Origin of the sequence: Curtobacterium luteum (assembly GCF_014646995.1) — a bacterium.
GTDB classification, from domain to species: domain Bacteria; phylum Actinomycetota; class Actinomycetes; order Actinomycetales; family Microbacteriaceae; genus Curtobacterium; species Curtobacterium luteum.
The window spans coordinates 1-17624 of record NZ_BMOI01000021.1; the positions used below are offsets into that span (position 1 = coordinate 1).

Annotated in this window: 18 protein-coding genes; 9 read left to right on the forward strand and 9 right to left on the reverse strand. The window is 63.3% G+C overall.

From position 1 onward, the window contains the following. Positions 1 to 614: NHL repeat-containing protein (locus IEY20_RS16675; RefSeq protein WP_229728145.1), on the reverse strand; the 614-nt coding region annotated here is incomplete at its 3' end. Between the two features lie 713 nt (positions 615 to 1327). Between IEY20_RS16675 and IEY20_RS16680 the strand changes: the two genes are divergently transcribed. Then, on the forward strand, positions 1328 to 1822 hold the full coding sequence (locus IEY20_RS16680; protein WP_175327297.1) for a hypothetical protein: 495 nt from the start codon (positions 1328 to 1330) through the stop codon (positions 1820 to 1822). 861 nt (positions 1823 to 2683) lie between these two features. On the opposite strand, the gene IEY20_RS16685 is transcribed toward IEY20_RS16680, so the two are convergent. After that, positions 2684 to 4117 (reverse strand): ricin-type beta-trefoil lectin domain protein, encoded by a 1434-nt coding sequence (locus tag IEY20_RS16685; protein ID WP_188889334.1) that lies wholly within the window; start codon positions 4115 to 4117, stop codon positions 2684 to 2686. Between the two features lie 1080 nt (positions 4118 to 5197). Between IEY20_RS16685 and IEY20_RS16690 the strand changes: the two genes are divergently transcribed. Further along, complete coding sequence (locus tag IEY20_RS16690) at positions 5198 to 5779, forward strand: hypothetical protein (protein WP_175327299.1); 582 nt, start codon at positions 5198 to 5200, stop codon at positions 5777 to 5779. Between the two features lie 103 nt (positions 5780 to 5882). On the opposite strand, the gene IEY20_RS16695 is transcribed toward IEY20_RS16690, so the two are convergent. The 5 genes from IEY20_RS16695 to IEY20_RS16715 all read right to left on the reverse strand — a co-directional run bounded on the left by IEY20_RS16695 (position 5883) and on the right by IEY20_RS16715 (position 8542). After that, positions 5883 to 6248, reverse strand: coding sequence for a hypothetical protein (locus IEY20_RS16695; RefSeq protein ID WP_175327300.1), 366 nt, complete (start codon positions 6246 to 6248; stop codon positions 5883 to 5885). A 134-nt stretch (positions 6249 to 6382) separates the two neighbouring features. Further along, positions 6383 to 6898 carry a hypothetical protein gene (locus tag IEY20_RS16700; protein WP_175327301.1) on the reverse strand — a complete coding sequence of 172 codons (516 nt, stop codon included), beginning with the start codon at positions 6896 to 6898 and terminating at the stop codon, positions 6383 to 6385. A 77-nt stretch (positions 6899 to 6975) separates the two neighbouring features. Further along, complete coding sequence (locus IEY20_RS16705) at positions 6976 to 7161, reverse strand: hypothetical protein (protein WP_175327302.1); 186 nt, start codon at positions 7159 to 7161, stop codon at positions 6976 to 6978. Positions 7162 to 7304: 143 nt separating this feature from the next. Beyond that, positions 7305 to 7808: a hypothetical protein gene (locus IEY20_RS16710; protein ID WP_175327303.1), complete on the reverse strand. Its 504-nt coding sequence runs from the start codon at positions 7806 to 7808 to the stop codon at positions 7305 to 7307. Continuing rightward, positions 7805 to 8542 carry an RNA polymerase sigma factor gene (locus IEY20_RS16715; protein ID WP_175327304.1) on the reverse strand — a complete coding sequence of 246 codons (738 nt, stop codon included), beginning with the start codon at positions 8540 to 8542 and terminating at the stop codon, positions 7805 to 7807. The genes IEY20_RS16710 and IEY20_RS16715 overlap by 4 nt, the downstream gene beginning before the upstream one ends. On the opposite strand from IEY20_RS16715, the gene IEY20_RS16720 reads away from it, so the two are divergent. The 7 genes from IEY20_RS16720 to IEY20_RS16750 all read left to right on the forward strand — a co-directional run bounded on the left by IEY20_RS16720 (position 8535) and on the right by IEY20_RS16750 (position 13875). Next, on the forward strand, positions 8535 to 9104 hold the full coding sequence (locus IEY20_RS16720) for a hypothetical protein (protein ID WP_175327305.1): 570 nt from the start codon (positions 8535 to 8537) through the stop codon (positions 9102 to 9104). The two genes, IEY20_RS16715 and IEY20_RS16720, sit on opposite strands and share 8 nt — an antisense overlap. Before the next feature lie 97 nt (positions 9105 to 9201). Then, complete coding sequence (locus IEY20_RS16725) at positions 9202 to 10071, forward strand: hypothetical protein (protein WP_175327306.1); 870 nt, start codon at positions 9202 to 9204, stop codon at positions 10069 to 10071. A gap of 87 nt (positions 10072 to 10158) precedes the next feature. Continuing rightward, positions 10159 to 10749, forward strand: coding sequence for a TetR/AcrR family transcriptional regulator (locus IEY20_RS16730; RefSeq protein ID WP_188889336.1), 591 nt, complete (start codon positions 10159 to 10161; stop codon positions 10747 to 10749). After that, entirely contained in the window at positions 10746 to 11381 is a 636-nt protein-coding gene (locus IEY20_RS16735) for a zinc ribbon domain-containing protein (RefSeq protein WP_175327307.1), read from the forward strand. Before IEY20_RS16730 ends, IEY20_RS16735 begins: the two co-directional genes overlap by 4 nt. 1 nt (position 11382) lies before the next feature. Further along, positions 11383 to 11937: a hypothetical protein gene (locus IEY20_RS16740; protein WP_175327308.1), complete on the forward strand. Its 555-nt coding sequence runs from the start codon at positions 11383 to 11385 to the stop codon at positions 11935 to 11937. Positions 11938 to 12308: 371 nt separating this feature from the next. Beyond that, complete coding sequence (locus tag IEY20_RS16745) at positions 12309 to 13451, forward strand: ATP-binding protein (protein ID WP_031272284.1); 1143 nt, start codon at positions 12309 to 12311, stop codon at positions 13449 to 13451. Between the two features lie 79 nt (positions 13452 to 13530). Further along, positions 13531 to 13875, forward strand: coding sequence for a histone-like nucleoid-structuring protein Lsr2 (locus IEY20_RS16750; RefSeq protein WP_022902178.1), 345 nt, complete (start codon positions 13531 to 13533; stop codon positions 13873 to 13875). 601 nt (positions 13876 to 14476) lie between these two features. Here IEY20_RS16750 and IEY20_RS16755 read toward each other — a convergent pair. Then, positions 14477 to 14776, reverse strand: a complete 300-nt coding sequence (locus tag IEY20_RS16755; protein WP_148286028.1) for a hypothetical protein — start codon at positions 14774 to 14776, stop codon at positions 14477 to 14479. Next, on the reverse strand, positions 14776 to 17187 hold the full coding sequence (locus IEY20_RS16760; RefSeq protein WP_148286029.1) for a hypothetical protein: 2412 nt from the start codon (positions 17185 to 17187) through the stop codon (positions 14776 to 14778). Before IEY20_RS16760 ends, IEY20_RS16755 begins: the two co-directional genes overlap by 1 nt. Positions 17188 to 17624 lie beyond the last annotated feature (437 nt).

The window sequence follows — 17624 nt, forward strand, 5'->3', positions numbered from 1 at the left end:
GGCAGGCTGCTCTGCAGCTGGCTCTTGGTCGCGCTGTGCACGTTCCCGTCGTCCGTGGCGAAATACAGCGACCCATCGGGCGCGAATCCCATGCCGTCGACGCCGGCTTCGAGACCTACTACGGTGGTGACCACCGACTGCTGACCAGCGGGAAGCTCGTACACCGACGGATTGACGGACTTGCCGAAGTAGAGGTTGTCGCTCGCGTCGAAGGCGAGGCCGTAGAAGTACTCGGTGCCAGTCTGGTGGTAGCGGATCTGGACGCTCGGGTTGGTGGACAGGCTGCTGGCCGAGACTGTGAGCGGCAAGGCACTCGCGGCGACCTGGTACACGGTGGGATCGCTGTCGAGGGTGAAGGCCACATCGCCCTTGCTGTCGACAGCCACTGCCGCCGGTTCACCGCCCTCAACGGTCAGCACCGTCTTCGTCGACCCGCCGGGGGTTGTCGTCGTGAAGCGGCCCGTTCCATGATCAGCGGCATATAGGAGGCCGTCGTGGATCGTGATGCCCTGCACCGACGACCCTCCCGCGATGGTCAATGATGACGGCCACGTGATCGGTGCTGCCATCGCCGGAGTGGCCGTAACCACAGCGCTCATCGTGAGCAGCGTCATCGCGGCGCCAACTGATACGAGACGCCCTCGGGTACTCGTGTGGGGTGACGTCAAGACGTCTCTCCTTCTGTCTAGGAGCTGCACACACCGGCAGCTTGGAACAGCATGCACGAAGCGGGTCGTTATGGCAATAAACGGTACAGAATGGTAATCTGCTGCTGGTGGCGGTGAGCCTCTGTCCCCTGGATGCCGAACTATGGGGCCAAGCCGTCGCCTGGTGCAGGGGTGGTCGCCTGATCCGTGCCACCCCTGCATCTCCAGCGGGGCGACTCCCTCGAGCTTCGAGACGCACCAACGTGATATGCCGTGGCCCTGACCGACCACACGCGCTCGCCTCCCGTACGGCCCTAGATCCCCGCGTCCGCGAGCTCGACACCGCATGCCCCTTACGGGGGGACGTTCTACGCTGACGGGCAGCTAGAGTAACCGGGTCAATACCATTTTGTACCGTTTTTATCCTGCGAGGAAACATGTCTTGTTCGGCCGCGAGCTCACTGGTGTGCATGGTTCCTCCCGCGCAGCCGGGGCAAGACCCGGCATCGGGACTGCTCGACGAGGTGCTGCACTGGGCAGCCGCGAACGCCCTTCCAGTGCTCATGGTCGGGCTAGCGTTGGTGGCCTTGGTCGCCCTCGGCGCGGTGTCCCTCCGACGTTCACGCCGCGAACCGGACCTCGTGCAACTCCCTGGGACGAAGCGTCGAGGACGGAAGGGGATGGCCTTCATCGCCATCTCGAGCGCCTGCGCGCTCATCCTCGGAGCATCCGTGCCGGCGTATGCAGCGGCGAAAGCAGCCGTACCCGTGGTCAAGACGAACCCAATTAAGGTCGGAACGGTCGTTGTCACCGGGCCCGACGGCAAGGCCGTCGCGTACAACAAGGCGATGAAGGTCATGCCTGGATCGACGGCAACCGTAGCTGCGCCCGTGTCGAACATCGGCAAAGTGCCGATGAAGCTCTACCTCTCGTCGTTCACGCTCGCAGACACCAAGAAGCTCGGAAACGTCACACGGTGGCAGGTGACCACGTCCAACGTCACGAAGATCAGTGGCCCGCTATCTGGCGGCCCGCAGCAGCAATTCACCGTGCTAAAGCCGGGCAAATCGATCAAGCTCGCGGTCAAGATCCAAGTTCCGACCTCGGCCGATAACACCTACCAGCGTGCGTCCCTGCGATATCGGCTAGTCCTCACGATGACGCAGACCACCTGATATCGAGGCAAGCAGCCGGGCCCATCCACGGATCGTGGGTGGGCCCGCTAGTGTCCGCGAGGACATCGAAGCAGCCTCGCTTCCGTAGAGGTCTGCCCTTGATGACCGCGGGCTGAGGGCTGCACGGCCCCGCGCGATCACGATCACGATCACGACCACGACCGCGATTTGTGCGTATCTGCGCAGCGGACGAAGCAGCTACGCCTGGGCAGACTGGCGGTGTTGGCCTTCGCGGAGGACAAGTGGCCGCGGTCCACCACACAGTACAAAGGCTCTGCCCCCGCCCAATTCTGCTGACAGCGTGCGTTTCCTCCGCTGAGTCTCGAGCCGCCCCAAGACGGCGGAATGTTGTCGATAACAACGTCCAAAAGAGCGACCGAGCTCCGAGGGTCGGCGGCATCAGCTGCACGGCACAGCCGAGTAAAACGATCTTCCGTCAGGAGCACAAGCTCGGCGCGCCTGTCCAACTGTCGGCGCGACCGTGAGGAGCGGGAGCTCGCCTCAGTTGAGTGTCCGGTGTGCGGCAGTTACCGGTGCCGGGCCCCTGGTCCCCTGAAGTCCATTGAACAGGTTCGGGTTGGCCCGTTGCAGTCCTGCGGAAGGGTTGTGCAGCGCCCCGTCGCCTCGCAAGATCCACTGTCGGCGTAAGAACTGATTGCAGAGCGGAAGCGGCATGGTGGTGCCAGACGGGTACCGTGCGCTTGAAGGCACTTAGCTTGTCCGACCAAGCAGGCTACTTCAAGCTCCCAAACAAGTCGCAGGGTACTCGGTTGATTGAGGAAAGATACTTGATCCGCGTCCGGAAAAGACGTAGAGACGAGCCTCTGCTCGCCTCTACGTCTTTTAAACTACGATGTCTACTCAGGTCAACTTCCACCGCTGCGAAGGGGACCCATTGCAGGTTGCAATCTGGAGTTGAGTCCCGGCTGTTGCCGCACCACTCGGGTCGGACAAGCAGAGCTGTGAAGTAGGATTAAAGAAAGATCCGTCGTCTCGAGGTACCCACCATAGGAAACCGAGTCCATTACAGTTCCACAGCTGCACAACGACGCCTGGGGTATTGCCCTTCATGTCGAGACACTTACCGTTGGCGCGGAAGGTGCCGTCGGACCAAGTTGACCATTGCTGCGCGGAGGCGGACGAATTACAGCTCGCGAGGACCACTGGCGTGCCGTCTGCATTTCCATTGTCCGAAATAGTAAGGCACATGTTGCTTGATCCAGGGCCGCCGATCACTGCTGTACCGGTCTGTGTTGCAGTAGCACTAGCAGCCACGCTGCTCATATCGGCCGTCCACGACTGATACTTGTACTGCACGAGGTATTTTACAGTTCCGCTCGGCGGGCAATAATCGGCGTCGTTGGGAGTGCCCCCGTTATCGCAAAACCTGACCGTGGCGCTTGGCTTATACACTTGATTCGTAGCTGCCAGCATCGGGGACCGATAGTACTGGCGATCACGATTGGTGTCGTTGGTTCCGAAGATTGCAGCGCTGCCCTGCAAATTCTGGTTCATACCCCATCCCCAATATGTCCCGTTCTGATCCGGGGAATAAGTCTGCAGGGTTCCGAGATCAAGAGCCTTGAATTGGACGTCCGCGGGGATTGTGGCAGCTACAGGAATCGAAGTGTCAGAATTAGTGCCATTGCCAAGTTGGCCGAATGCTCCGTTTCCTGCCGTATAAATGCTTCCATCAGTAGCGATAGCTGCAATATTGCACGAACCGACCGAGACTGAGGACCAGGTCTTACTGCTTGGAGCTTGGAACCGTTGCAGGTAGCCATACGCGCCGGTGTTATCACTGGTTGTCTTCGGCAAGTTCGCCCCAAGTTGCCCATACGAATTGTAACCGCTTGCCCAAATCGTATTGTTATTCAATAGGACTGCCGTGTTGTAGTGAAAGGATGAAAGCTGCTTGGCGTACGTTCCGGCGGGAAGGATGGCCTGTACTGGGCTTGTCGGAGGAATGAGCGTCGTACTGTCAGTTGTTCCCTCGGCTAAGCGGCCTCGGTGCGCATATCCCCAACCCCAGACTGTTCCGTCCGTAGCGAGTACAATCGCACTTTTGGTCAGCTGCGCTACGCGTCGTCCACCCGGAATGACTACCTGGGTCAGACTACCCCCGTGCAGGTACCATGCGGTGCCATCGGAAGCGAGTTGTATGACGGAGCAGGCATCGGCGACCGTGGCCGAAACGATCTGCCGGCCCGATGGAGTGCTGATGCGGATGGGTGTATTCGGCGTTTGCGAATCGCCCTGAGTGCAGGAGGGATTCCATGAGCCCCACAGCCACACGGATCCATCCTTGCCGGTTGCGACAGCGGTACGGTCGGTGTATGACAGCGAAGTCACAGTAGTGGCGGTAGGGAAAGTGACCTTGACGGGATATGGGTTCGACGATGATGCCGTCCCGAGCGCGCCGTACGTGGGATCGGTTCCCCAGGTCCAGACTGAGCCATCTTGGACCGATCCAGCTACGTTATCACCGGCACTGAACGACGAGGCGGCGGTTGTGCTTGAGCGTACTGGGGGGTAAGCATCACTCACGCTAGTGGCCGCGCCACTATAGATCACCGTCGGAGATTGATCATTAGTTGTTCGAGTGACGGTGTACGTAACGCCAGATGTAACACGGTTTGCTGTGGCCCAGGTTTGCTTTTGGGCGTCAACCCATCGAATGTTCGTTCCGTCATTGCGCGCGGTCGCGGAGAGGCCTGTGACTGGCTGTAGGGCTGCAGCCTGGAGGGCGTTGTTGCTTTGCGTCTTTTGCGCGGTGAACCACGCCCCGGTGGCGGTGGTTGGAGTCGAGGATGCGGCGATCACGACGGCTGCAGTCACGGCAGCGGCCAGCAAGGTGCGACGACGCGGCGTTGTTGCTGCCGGTGAGGAGGCGCGTTTGCTTGGTCTAACCATGACTTCTCCTGGGGCGGTCGGGCTGCGAGGCGGTCCGCGGCTTGAGCCAGTAGAGGCCTGTCGCGGTTACAAAAGGGTCAAAACGGTACGATACGGTATGAAAGCGCTATTGGCGACCAGTGGTCGACGACTTGGTGGTCCTGCCCCTCGTATTGGGGTGTGCTGGGGTGCACGCGCCTGGATGGGCGCCGGTGTAGTTCGGCACGGCGTGAGGAGCTCGCGCGCGAGCGCGAGCTCTGTCCGCCAATAGACGGATGGCGAGGTGGCGCTTGAGTGGCTGGAGTGCTGCAGATCAGGGAACGAGGCGTGCACCGGTGGGTCGAGATCCACTGCGTGTTTGCCCAGCCGATAATTTACCTTATGTCAGTTTGGTGGTTGATCTCGCTGCCGAGCTAGCGGCCCGACCCTCGGCGCGGGGCGGGTCGGTGCATTGCGGTAGCGGCAGTGCCTTACGCTCCGAGAGTGATGGACTGGGACACGATTTGGGAGGTCGTCGGCAGGGGCGCGGGCATCCTTGTGGGGTCGTCGGCCGTAGCGGCTGTTGCTGTTGCAGCAGGACGAGGTATCTCGGGCCTTGTGCTCGAACGAGGGCCGCGGCGACGAGTTGAGGCGATCAAGAAGGCGCAGGAAACGCTGCCCCTGCTTGATGCGGCGAGTGTGTCCTCTGTCTACATTGCAATGCATCGCGACGACGAGTTACGTGCTTTGGCGCGCGTGATGGAGCGTCGCCGGGTAGCGGCTCAGCGGTGGAACCGCTTCGCGCAGAAGGGGCTGCCGGCAACATTCGTTGTCTTCGCGATCCTCACACTTCTGGTGGTTCTGTACGCGCCGATGCTGCGAGAGGGCTACTCGGTACTGGAAGCTTCGAGCGTGTTGGTACCTGCCTTCGCCGGGGTGGCGCTGGCGCTGGGCTTCATGGTCCTCAGACGGCGCGGGATGCAAGAAGCTGAACGGCAGGCAACAGCACGTCGATTAGCGGACTTCGGGTTCTCCGATGATCGAGCGGCGCGCGAGGCTGAACGACTGTGGGACCCGCGAAGGTGATCCAGTGAGCGCAGGAGCGGATCGGTGGGGCGTCCCCGACACGATGTTCGGCGGCCCCATCCCTGACGAGTTTGCCGCCGCAATCGCCCGCGTCGCGCTCCTGTCACCGCTCGTCGAGAGCAAACTTCACGGGCTGCTTTCTACTGTCGGAGCCGACCCGCAGGACATGTGGGCGGGACTTCCCGCTGGCGCTGTCCTCGACGAGCTCGACCGCATTACGCGCGCGGGCATGCCTGCCCGGCGCTCTGCACCTCCGGAACTCCTCCACGCCCTTCACGCAGAAGTCGCAGCTGCACGTGCGGACGCCCGTACCCGCAACGAACTCCTCCATGCCGTCTGGCCCCTTCCCCGCGTCGATGGCGGTGTGGGATGGAAGCCTCTCCCTCCGAAACAACGAGACAACACGGCCGCCTGGTCCAGGGCCGTCACAGGCGACTTCCGGCCACTCATCACCCGGCTTGTCAAGCACGTCGACATTATTGACACGCTCCGAGCCCAGGCTGAGGAGCTCACTCGAGAACCGGGACAGCCCTAGCCGCTCGTCATCATGGTCGCTGGCGTGATCGGCGGTAACCGGGATGTTCGCCGGCCTGAAGCGGGAGGCTAGAAGTTCGTGTGTTTTCGCGCTGATCGTTGGCGGATCGTTTGGATGATCGAGTGGATTGATTCGAAGTAGCGCTCTCGGCCGGGTGTCGCGGAGAGTTCCCTTGCCCGGTTGCGGCGTTCCATGCGTTCCCAGAGGGAGGCAGCGATCGCGGCGCACGTCAGTGCGGCGAATGCGTAGATCGTTCCCGCTCCGAGCAGCCCGACCCGGTCCGATCCGGCTGCGGCCAGAGCGGCGATGAAACTCAGCACGGCGCCGACCGCTGCGAGGACGGCGTAGGCGGGGAGGAGCATGCGCGCGCCTTCGAATCCGGCGGGTGTCGGGTACTGCTGCGTGTACACGGCGGCGCTTTCACGGACGACGCGGCTCAGCTCGGATCTGAGCTTGACGTCGCTTTCTGGGAGGACGAATCGCGATCCGTCGGCATCTTGGGCAGCGAGGCTGTCGAGAGCTCGGAGGAGATCCGCGGCTCCGGTTCCGCGTTCCACGTAGCGACGACCGTTGGTTGCGCGCACGGCGCTGATTGTGCCGCTGATTCCGCCGAGGGTCCCGAGGACGCCGAAGACACTCGATGTGATGACGAACCCGTCTGTCACTGCTTCGCCGCGCGCGTCGTCGGCTGGGTCTGCACCCGGGCGGCGCGACGTTCAAGAGCGCGGCTCACTGCGACGCTTCCGTCTCGAGCGTCGAAAACGTCGAGGGCAGTAAAGCTGTCGGTGATGTCGATCATTCGTGTTGGTGGGAGGTGGAGTGCTTCCGGGGTGACGGTGTCGCGCATGTCATCTCCTTGAGCTGTTGGGGTCGATGTCGTGTAAGCCTTGAGTGCGCCGGTTTCGCGTTACGCGTCGGTTGCCGGCACCCGCCGCTGGTCCTCTCCCCAGAGCCGTTGGCGGCGGGTGCCGTTCCCTTGTCGCCGTGCCGTCAGGCCGAGGGCACCGCGAGCTCGAGTCCCGCGCAGAACGACGAGCTGCTCTCGTCGTCCTGGTTCGGGAAGACCGCCAGCCGTCCGTCGCCGAGCTGGCATGCGGTCGGGTGCGCCACGTCCGCCGTCGAGGCTGGTGCGTCGGGGTCGGTCGGGACGGCGTTCCATCCCGCTTCGCACTGCGCGATCGCGTTCTGCACCCGCTGTTGCGTCGGTGTCAGCGTGCTGCTGGTGTTCGCGTCGTTGTCCGCGATGGTCGCGGTGGCGTGAACGGCGCTGGTGTCCGCCGCCGTGTAGCACTCGACGGTGTTGTTGCGGGCTTCGACGCTGGCCTGGGTGGCGGCGAACGCTCCCCCGGTCAGGGCGACGGCGCCGAGGAGTGCGGCGCCGAGCGTCAGTCCGCCGCGGCGGCGACGACGCCTGGTGACGGTGCTGATCTCGGTCATGACGCGCTGACGCATGGCTGCGACCTGGTTGTCGGTCGGCGGGAGGACTGTGTTCACGGTTCACCTCGTGTCGGTGCGAGAGCGATTTGGAGTGTCGTGCGCAGTCGGCTCAGCCGGTTGCGCACGACGCCATGGGTGACGCCGAGTTGTTTCGCGGCGTCTGCGTAGGACATCCCGTGGTCGATGCACAGCATGTAGAGGTGCTGGTCGACCTCGGACAGTGATGCGACAGCAGCGGTGATCGCGGATCGGAGTTCTTCCCGTTCGGCGGCGTCCTCTGGGGAGAGACGCTCGTCGACGAGACGATCAGCAGCGCTGTCCGGGAGGGCAGCACGTTTCTGGAGTTCGCGGCTGCGGTTCGCGCCGCTGCGGCGTGTGGTGACGAGCAGCCACGGCAACGCTGACGCGTCGACGAGTCGCACCTTCCCTGCCGATTTCCATGCGGTGATGAACACGTCCTGCGTGAGGTCTTCGGCTTCGGGCACGGCTCTGAGCAGGCTCAGCGCGTACCGGTAGACGGTGTGCACGTGACGGTCGTAGATCAGTCCGAACGCCGCACGGTCGCCGGTGGCGGCGCGCCGGAACAGCTCCGCGTCGCTGGTGGCGACGGGAGCCTGCGGCGGCTCGGAGCGGGATACGAAGGTCACATCTCGTACTGTCCGGCCGCCGCGAATCGTCTCAAACCTTTTTCTTGACAGGTCCACAGTTTCGCCGACAGGGTGTCCTCCAGGTGCCCAGCGCAACGCCGGGCACGTCATCTGGGGAGATGAACAAATGAAGAAAATGATCACGTCATCCGCGCGCCGAAACGCGCTCGGAGCAGGCCTCGCAGCGGTCGCCGTCGCCGTGTCGCTCTTCGGAGCCGCGCCAGCAGCCAACGCCGCGACGAGCGATCCGGCCGGCGACGCAGTGCAGGACTGCGCATTCCTGACCGACACCGGGCAGGAAGTATGCGTCGACCACGGGGATGATCTGCACGCCGCGGTCTACGACGAGACCGGGTACACCGTCATCGAGACGCAGACCGCCCCGTCGACGGCGCAGATCAAGGCCGCACGCGCCGCGGCAGCCGTCTACGTCGTCGCCAAGCTCTACGACGACGCCAACTACGGCGGCGGCGTCAAGGAGATCGACGCATCCGGCTCGTGCTCCGGATCGACCATCTGGAACGTCGGCGACATCGGATCCGGCTGGTACGGCCGAGTCAGCTCCTTCGCCGGCTACTCCGGATGCCGCGTGAAGATCTGGGAGAAGGTCAACTTCAAGGGCGCGAGCCTGGGCTACCTCGCGAGCAGCAAGAACGTCGGCAGCGCGATGAACGACCAAACCCGGTCCGTCCAGGCAGCGAAGTAGAAGCCAGGCAAGCGGGAGGTGCGGTCTAAGCCCCGCCTCTCCCGCTTGCCAGGATCGCTGCACGCCCCCAGTCGTCCCCATAGCCACAGGAGCGTCCATGCCCGGCAAGGCTGCCGTTCAATACATCCACAACTCGGCCTGCGAGAGCGCAGCACAGGCAAGCTGCCACTGCTTCTGTCATGGCGCAGGACACCAGAACGATCTGGTTGTCCGCGCCGCGAAGTGCGGTACCACCGCGGACTTCGCGGCCCTCGAAGCGGACCTCGAAGGCATCTTCGGCGGCTTTCACGCGAGCTTCCGCGACGTCACAACACCCACTCGCGGGGCTCGACGAGTGCTCGACCCCGCCGATGCCGCTTCAACCGGGCACGCTGTCGGACGCGGTGCCACCTGGTACGAAACGCTGATCGTTGACGAGAGCCTGCACACACTCTTCCTGCAGGTCGCCACCACAAGTCAGGCCGCCTCCCGAGGGGACCGTAACGCCCGAGAAGCATTCGTCGAACGGATCACAAGTGGCGCGATCAGCGTCGTTGGATCCGCGACCCCAGTAGCAACCCTCGCCGACTCCCATGTATGGTGCTCAATCGTTTCCGAATACCTCGCCGGACTCCTTGCACGCACGCAAGCTTCACCGCTCCCTCCGGTCTTCGACGACATCTGCTACCCACGCCTGAAGCTCGGACGCCGCCCAGGCGCGCTCCCGAGAGTTCAGACCGCAGGGCTTGCGCACCTGGCAGCGGAAAGTGCGGTCTCCTCGCTCACCGGGTCGGTACAAGAGGAGCTGATGCGCCTCGTCGCGGCAGCGACCTGCCCCGACCTCTGGCACCACCCAGCTGTCGTGCGCTTCGCCATCCAGCCGGTCGTCACCGCCAGCACCTGGTCACCCGCGCACTCGACAACCATCGTCACAGCAGCAGACGTCCAGCAGTTAGAGCGTCGCTGGGCACGCAACCACCATTGGTGAACCACTTCGGGGGAAGCCCCTCTCGACACGGTGCAGGGCTTCTGCCAGAGTGTTATCGTCCGATAGCACTGGGGAGGATCGCCAGCGATGCGTGCCCGTCGTCCCCCTGCACGAAACGAGGAACTCCTCGACGCGGCGATGACGGCGTTCGCTGCCCGCGGCTACTTCGGCACCACTACCGCGCAGGTTGCAGCCTCGATGGGGGTGTCGCAGCCCTACGTCATTCAGACGTTCGGGTCCAAGCGTGAACTGTTCCTCCGCACCCACGCGCATGCCGGCTCCCGCATCGTCGCGGCCTTCCGGGCAGCAGCGAACGGCAGCGAGACGTTTGTGCCGGCATCGTTGGGAGCCGCCTACGTGCGACTGGTCCGGTCGGATCTAGCGGCGGTACTCGTCCACGCGCACGCGTTCTCCGCAGCCCCGGCTGAACCCGCGATCGCGGCCGAGGCACGACGGCTCTTCGAGGAGATCACGGCGACGATCCGTGCTGCCGGCGCGACCATCCCGGAGGCGGCCGCGTTCCTGAGCCGCGGCATGCTCATCAACAACCTGCTGCTCATGGACGCCGCGAACGCGTCCGCCGACGCCGACGTGCTCGCGATCGTCGAAGCGATCCTCGGGCCGTCCGACCAGATTCCGCACGGAACCGATCCGTCGGCCGATGAAGGACCGCGATGACCGAGCACGTCCCGTTCACCGACAACGTCACCGACCTCTCCAACGAGGACGGCTACCAGTTCGAGTTCCGCTGCGAACGCTGCGGCAACGGCTTCCGCTCCGCCTTCCGACGAGACCTCCGTTCGACGGGGCAGAAACTCGCGCGGGGACTGAGCGGCTTCCTCGGTGGCCCGCTCGCCCAGGCCGGCTACATGGCCGACCGGCTCCTCGATCGTGGGACGAATTCCCCGGCGAAGGACGAGGCGCTCCGCGCTGCGACCGCCGAGATCGCGCCGCGCTTCCACCAGTGTCGAGGATGCGGCGACTGGGTCTGCGGGGACGGGTGCTGGAACAACGACGTCGGACAGTGCGCCCGCTGCTCCCCCGTCGTCGTCGAGGAGCTCGCCAGGCTCCAGGCGGAAGCCCGCCGCACGCAGATGCAGCAGCGGCTCGAGTCCGTCGACCTGGTCGGCAGCACCCCGCTCGGGCAGCAGGCGCAGCCGAGGTGTCCCGCCTGCGGCGCGCAGACCCACGGCGGGAAGTTCTGCACGGACTGCGGCGCACCTCTGACGACCGCCCGCGCGTGCACGGGCTGCGGCACCGACCTCGCCCAGGGCGCACGGTTCTGCGCCGAGTGCGGAACGGCGGCCTGACATGACGGCGTCCCGGGCCCGTTGGACGACCGTTGTCGCGGCGGCCCTGGTTGCGGCGCTGGCCGGGTGCACCACGACCGGCGCGACCAAAGGTCCGACCGCGACGAGCTCCGACCGTCCCACGGCCCGCATACCGTCGATCCCATCGACCGACACCGCTGCGTCATCGACGGCGTCGGCAGCGTCGGCAGCGTCGGCAGCGTCGGACGAGGACCGCGTCGCCACGTTCTGTGCTGCGAACGCTGCGGCAGCTAGGGCGGTCAGGGGCACGGTTGTCGAGGACATCGCCGCACGGCGCGCGCAGGCCGAAGCCACCCGGGAGCTGCTCCCTGTCTTGGACGCGTCCGCGCAGGTTACAGCGGGAGCGAAGAAGTTCGCCGCGGCCGCGGACGAAACCGTCACGATTCTGCGTAACTTCCCGCCGGAGAGCAAGGTGTCCGACGTCGGCACCGATCCGCGATTCCTCCGATCGGTCGCACTGCAAGCCGCTGCCAGCGACGAGGACTACCGAGCCTTCCTCGAGTGGGTTCTCAAGACGTGCGCGGCCGCGTACTGATCGTCCCATCTGTCCTCGAGGTCTCCAGCGCCCGATGCCCCGGTGCTCACGCGAGCATGAACAACCTAACTGCCACCGTGTCCGTCGTCCTCGGAGGCATCGGCAGAGCTAGCGCTTGCGCACTCAGCGGAGCCTCGAAGCGCCCGCGCGATCTTCCGCCTCCGTCGGGAGCGTTGACATCAGACACCACTTGCATCGCGCCGCCCAGACCGGCCGCACAGACTCTGCAACAAGCCATTGCAACATTCGACCAGCGTGCCGAGCATCCGCCCGGCACGCTAAGACCGAGGGGCGTGTGAGGCTGGGCTACCGCCCAGCTGCGATACTTTGTTATGAACGCACCGTTTCATAACGACCCATCGAGGATGTTGATGCAGCCAAGCCCCTACACGCCAGGCGAGGTCGCCCGCTCCGTCCCAGGTCGCGCCCAGCAGCTCGCGGAAGTCGACGAGCGCTTGTCAACGCTGATCGATCTCGGGCGGCTCGTCGGTCGGATCAGAGTCGATCACGCGGCCCGTGGGTTCGGGAAGACGTCCCTCCTCCGCGAGTATCAGCGACATGCTGCTGCCCGCGGGGCCACAACCGTGTGGGTGACCGCTGGCGAAGAGCAGGGGCTCGTCACGCAGATCGCGGCAGAGCTCCGGCGCGTCACGGACGGGTTTGGCGACAAGACTCGTGCGGCGTTGCGCAGCAGGATCGAGACACTGCAGCTCTCGGTCGGGGTTCCGGGCATCGCGACCGCAACCGGGACCTTCCATCCCGCGAACAACGCCGACGGTGACCAGTCCGGAGCGCGGGCACTCGAGGCCGTCATCAAGGCCGCCACCACGGAGGTGCCCTTAGTGGTCCTCATCGACGAGATCCAGTCCGCCGACCCGGCCGGGCTCCGCACCCTCGTGTACGCGTGGCAGCACCTCCAAGCAGAGGGCGTCGACGTGCCCGCCGCTGTCTTCGCTGCGGGCCTGCCCAACGCGCCCGAAACCATTGCGAGCATCGTCACGTTCAGTGAGCGCCTCGCGTATCGGCCCCTCGGACCGCTGCACCGGGACGCGGAAGAACTTGCCCTGATCGGACCCGCCCGCGCCCTTGGCGTGCACTGGAGCCAGGGCGCCGTGGACCGGGCGCTCGAGATCGCGCAGGGGTACCCGTATTCAGTGCAACTCATCGCTGACGCCGCATGGACAGTCGCAGGACGACCCAACCCAGGCGGCGTTATCGACGTGGGCGCGGTCGAGCGCGGCCATATCGCCATGCAAGCCGATCTCGATGCCCTGTTCCGCGCACGGTGGGCCGTGTGCTCGCCCGCCGAGCGGCGCATGCTGACCGCGATGGCGAACCTCGGCGACGGGCCTGTGCCTCGATCCGCAATCGCGGAGGCTTTGCATACGGGCAGTAATCAACTCTCCACGCCCCGCGCTCGGCTGATTGATAAGGGACTCATCCAGCCGGCCGATCGTGGCATGCTTGAATTCACGATTCCCGGATTCGGGGCGTTCGTCCACAACAACGAGTAGCAGCACTCTACGCCTCAATGCGGACATATGCACGCCGATGTGTCAAGCTATGCGTGTAACCCTGATTGGAGCTTGAATAATGGCGCAGAAAGTCACCACGCATCTCGTCGACGACCTCACCGGCGACACCATTGAAGACGGCAAGGGCCAAACGGTTACCTTCGGTTTCGACGGTAGCAACTATGAGATCGACCTCACCGACGACAACGCCGACGCGCTGCGCGAAGCGTTCTCGGACTACGTCGCTGCCGCTCGCAAGGTGAGTGGCCGGTCGGGCCGAACCACCGGCGGCAGTGCCCCGAAGCGCGGGAACGCAGAGGAGCTCGCGAAGATCCGCGAGTGGGCGAACGCAAACGGCCACGATGTCTCCTCCCGCGGCCGCATCAGCCAGGCTGTCCGCGACGCGTACGACGCCGCACACTGACGCCACTCCCCCACGCGCAACAGCCGACCACCCCTCGAGGTGGTCGGCTGTTCTCGTTCTCACCGATACGGCAGAGTCATGGCAGCTGACTTCTCTCCGAGCAGATCATTCGGGCGAGGCGACAAAAGTCACTCAATCCCCCCCAACTCGTCGATTCGTTCCTTCGCTCGACCAAGCGGTCGATTGCATCGAGCGAGATAATCGGCCACGAGGCTCATCAATGGTACGGCGATCATGATTAGCCACAACCACCCCGGAAAACGCCAACCCCAAGCCTTAAAAAGAATTGCTGCTGATGGATAAAGCACTATTTAACACCCAAGAAAGGCCCACCCTTGGATGCCGACTACTGCGTGTATTTTTCTCATGATCCTCGATCAGGCTGCCTGGCCGAATAATAATCGACTCCGCCGTCGTTGCACAAACGCTTCAATTTGAAATCCGAAGTACGAAGCGGGCTGCTCAATCGGGCTCTCCCAGCCTGTACTAGATCCAACCTTTGTGTAGTGCCGGAGTTCGAGAAATGTCCATCGATGCTGTCCAGAAGAGATGTGCTGGGTCATCTCGTTATTCACCATGTGGCGAATCCGCCCCCGTGTGTTTATCGAATATCGCGATTCTCACCCCACCCGAAAGTGCTGGTAGCAATGAAGTCCGCTAGTTCGGAGCGGAACCTCTCGGCATAGGCAGGTGCTGATTCCGCTGCAGAAAGATTGAAGATAAACAAATCGTCCGGAAACAAAACGTGCACAAGATCACCGTCCGCAACCGTTGAGGTTGACGTCAATTGGGCGCCGGACGAATCAGCGAACTCGAGCTGCATAGTCTCTCGCTCTTCAGTGCTGAGTAAGAGCTTTAGTACGCTTTCAGCTTGAGGTTGCAGTTCATAAATCTTGGTCATTAGTAATGCTTATTCGTGATTGTAAATGCCCCCCACGTGTCTACATATGCGGTACCAGTCTCAAATCCTCTTACGGCAGGGAATGAGACATAGTCATAATAACTTACGTAGTGTCCCACTGTGGGTCCCGTGATTGATCCGTGAAAATGGTATGTGCAATGCTCATAGTGCTTAGCGTTTTGACTTGACTGTCTAGTGGTGTGATCCCACCACTGCAGGCCTATTTCTGTGGCGTTACCAATTGCGGCTTGGCACTGAGTAACAGAAATAAGGAAACCCCAAGCTGTAATGTTTGGCGACGAGCAAAGTCTTCGAAGCGAGAAGGTGGCCTCGTATGCAGTGTAAAGATACTTATGGTCACACCTCAGACCGCCGCCCTTTGGTCCTTGAACGGACGCAAGCTGCATGGTCTGCGCCGACCGCCAGCCGCCCACGTCGCCAACCTTAGGCTGCCGGACCACGGAGGACGCGAGGGAGACAGTAGGTGCCCGCCCGCTGTCACTTGCCGCGTTCGCATCAGCCTGGTCGACGGTGCTGTAAGAAGACGCATCATCAGGCTTGCCCGTATCATTAGTTACGGAGCTGTCGGCCAGGAACGTGGACGGCGGTGTAGTGAAGTCGCCTGTCTGGCCGCCCATATCGGCAGTTACGGTGGCGGTCCAACTGTAAGTCTCGCCGCTTACGAGCACTCCCTGGGGGATAGGCCATTCGCCGTACTGATCCCCACTTGTAGTGATTGGTGCTACTGAGGTATCAGTGCCATGCCACACTTTGTAGTTGTAGACGGCATTGCTTGGGAGTCCGACATCCTCCGTCCAAACCGATAGTTCTGGGTTGAGCGACACACTATCGCCGTCTGCGGGCATGTTCGATGTGTTGACCGTAGTCCAGTCACCAAACGTGGCAAACCACTGAGTAGAGCTAACGATGCCATCAGACTGGTCTTGATAGACAGCCAGCGTGTGATTTCCGGCCGTTCCCGAAACGTGAACCGAGACGCTCGTTGGTGCAGTTTCAGAGAGGTTCGCGGTGACTTCGTCGTTGTCGTCGAGGATGTACGAGACGGTTTCACCTGAGTGGTCAGCGGGTCGCGCAACAATGGTGCAATCGATGCCGTCGCTAGGTACCGACTTGAGCCAGGAGCCAACGGTCGCGTCTGGGCAAGAAATCGTTGCGGGTCCAAGCTTCGAATACCAACCCTGCACATCTACAATGTAGTTTGACGCGTCGGCGATGTTACGAAGCGCGATCTTGCCGTTGTCTCCGAGGGGAACGGTGATGGTGTTGGTTCGGATGTCGTCGGCTTGGAAGTTGATCGCGGTCGTGCCGGGATTGGTAGTTCCGTCGGCGTACACCTGGGCGTAGCCAGCACTGCCCGCGTGGGAGACGATCAGCGTCAGCGTCACCGCGGTGATCCCAGAGCCCATGACAGGCACGCCGCCCTTGCCGGCAATCTGAATGGACCGGGTTTCACTCTTCGCCAGTGCCGTGTTCCCGGTCGCCCTGGAGTCGTATGCGCGCCCATAGGAGGGGGTGAAGTTCGCGCCACTCGTACCGGCGGCGGTGAAGTAGCCCTGCAGGTCGATGACCAGGTTCACGGTCGATGAGCCATTCGCGATGGTGATCTTCCCGTCCGAGGACAGGGGCACCTGCGCTTGCATCGCTGTGGTGATGGACGGGGCGTAGTGCAGCGCGTTCTGCGGCTTCGTCGAACCGGTGGCGTAGGGGGTGAGGTAGCCGTCGCTGCTGGTGCTGTTGATGGCGAGGAGATTCACCACCACACCCGACGCCCCGGACGGGACCCCGTTGGAGCCGGTGATCTGTACGTCGACGCTGCCCCCGGGGGCGATCGTCGCCTTGGTGGCTCCGAGGCCGGAGCGGGTGTCGACGATGCGCTTCGCGACCGGCACGAACCCGCCCGCGGCGGTGCCGTCCGTGTTCGCGGTGTAGTAGCCCTGCACGTCTAGGATCAGCCGGGCACTGGTCTCGGTCATTACCTGGATCGTGCCGTCAGCACCGACTGCGATGGTGGCGCTGTTGGAGGTGTACTGGCCGGAGACGCCGTTGTAGATCAGCATCGTCGTCCGACCCGAGTTGGCATCGGGCCGACCGAACAACGTGCCGGCGCCGCTCGAGGATCCGACCGTTGCGTTCAACGACACCGCGCCCACGGAACCATCAGTCGGCAGCCCTGCAAGACCGGTCACCTTGATGGTCCGATAAGTGCCCGCTTCCATCGGCGTACTGAAGCCGCCGGTGCCCGTCTTCGTGTCGAGAATGCGGCCCGTCGCGGGAACGAACACGCCACCCGTCCCGGTGTCGTTCAATGCATGCACTGGTGTGGCCGCCAGGAGTGATGCGATGAGTGCGACCGCGGCGAGGACTGCGGCAGCCAGGCTGCGCTTCCTCATCCGCGGAGCGTGCAGGACTGGTCGCACGAGACCCCCTCTTTGAGTGAACGGCACGGATTGCTGTTCGTCCTCGCAGCGTAGGAGCAGCGCAGCCTGCGCAACGCGTCACCCAAACGAGGGCCGGGAACTAAAACCCTGGTCAAGTGCGGTCGTACCGGAACGGTATGAGTGATCGTTCACCGAATATCGCTCTGTCGGAGGAAGGGGTGGCCGATCGGCCATCGCCTCACGATGCCTCGTCGTGACAGGTTCGGTCGCCGTTTCGCGAGGTCAACTACTCAACGACTGAGACGGGACTGCTGCAGGTTCGGTTGACTCGTTGATTTAGGCCGCGAGTGCGACCTGTGGGTTGATGATTGTTTCGTACTCGATGGGCGTCAACTTCCCGAGCCCGCGTTGCCGACGTTTCCGGTGGTAGGTGCCCTCGATCCAGTGCA

What these genes read in the sequence shown, in the direction of transcription:
- IEY20_RS16705 (WP_175327302.1), bottom strand. Translation starts at nt 7,161, where the DNA reads ATGCGCGACACCGTCACCCCGGAAGCACTCCACCTCCCACCAACACGA.
- IEY20_RS16755 (WP_148286028.1), bottom strand. Translation starts at nt 14,776, where the DNA reads ATGACCAAGATTTATGAACTGCAACCTCAAGCTGAAAGCGTACTAAAG.
- IEY20_RS16760 (WP_148286029.1), bottom strand. Translation starts at nt 17,187, where the DNA reads ATGAGGAAGCGCAGCCTGGCTGCCGCAGTCCTCGCCGCGGTCGCACTC.
- IEY20_RS16680 (WP_175327297.1), top strand. Translation starts at nt 1,328, where the DNA reads ATGGCCTTCATCGCCATCTCGAGCGCCTGCGCGCTCATCCTCGGAGCA.
- IEY20_RS16750 (WP_022902178.1), top strand. Translation starts at nt 13,531, where the DNA reads ATGGCGCAGAAAGTCACCACGCATCTCGTCGACGACCTCACCGGCGAC.
- IEY20_RS16735 (WP_175327307.1), top strand. Translation starts at nt 10,746, where the DNA reads ATGACCGAGCACGTCCCGTTCACCGACAACGTCACCGACCTCTCCAAC.
- IEY20_RS16740 (WP_175327308.1), top strand. Translation starts at nt 11,383, where the DNA reads ATGACGGCGTCCCGGGCCCGTTGGACGACCGTTGTCGCGGCGGCCCTG.
- IEY20_RS16745 (WP_031272284.1), top strand. Translation starts at nt 12,309, where the DNA reads ATGCAGCCAAGCCCCTACACGCCAGGCGAGGTCGCCCGCTCCGTCCCA.
- IEY20_RS16725 (WP_175327306.1), top strand. Translation starts at nt 9,202, where the DNA reads ATGCCCGGCAAGGCTGCCGTTCAATACATCCACAACTCGGCCTGCGAG.
- IEY20_RS16720 (WP_175327305.1), top strand. Translation starts at nt 8,535, where the DNA reads ATGATCACGTCATCCGCGCGCCGAAACGCGCTCGGAGCAGGCCTCGCA.
- IEY20_RS16730 (WP_188889336.1), top strand. Translation starts at nt 10,159, where the DNA reads ATGCGTGCCCGTCGTCCCCCTGCACGAAACGAGGAACTCCTCGACGCG.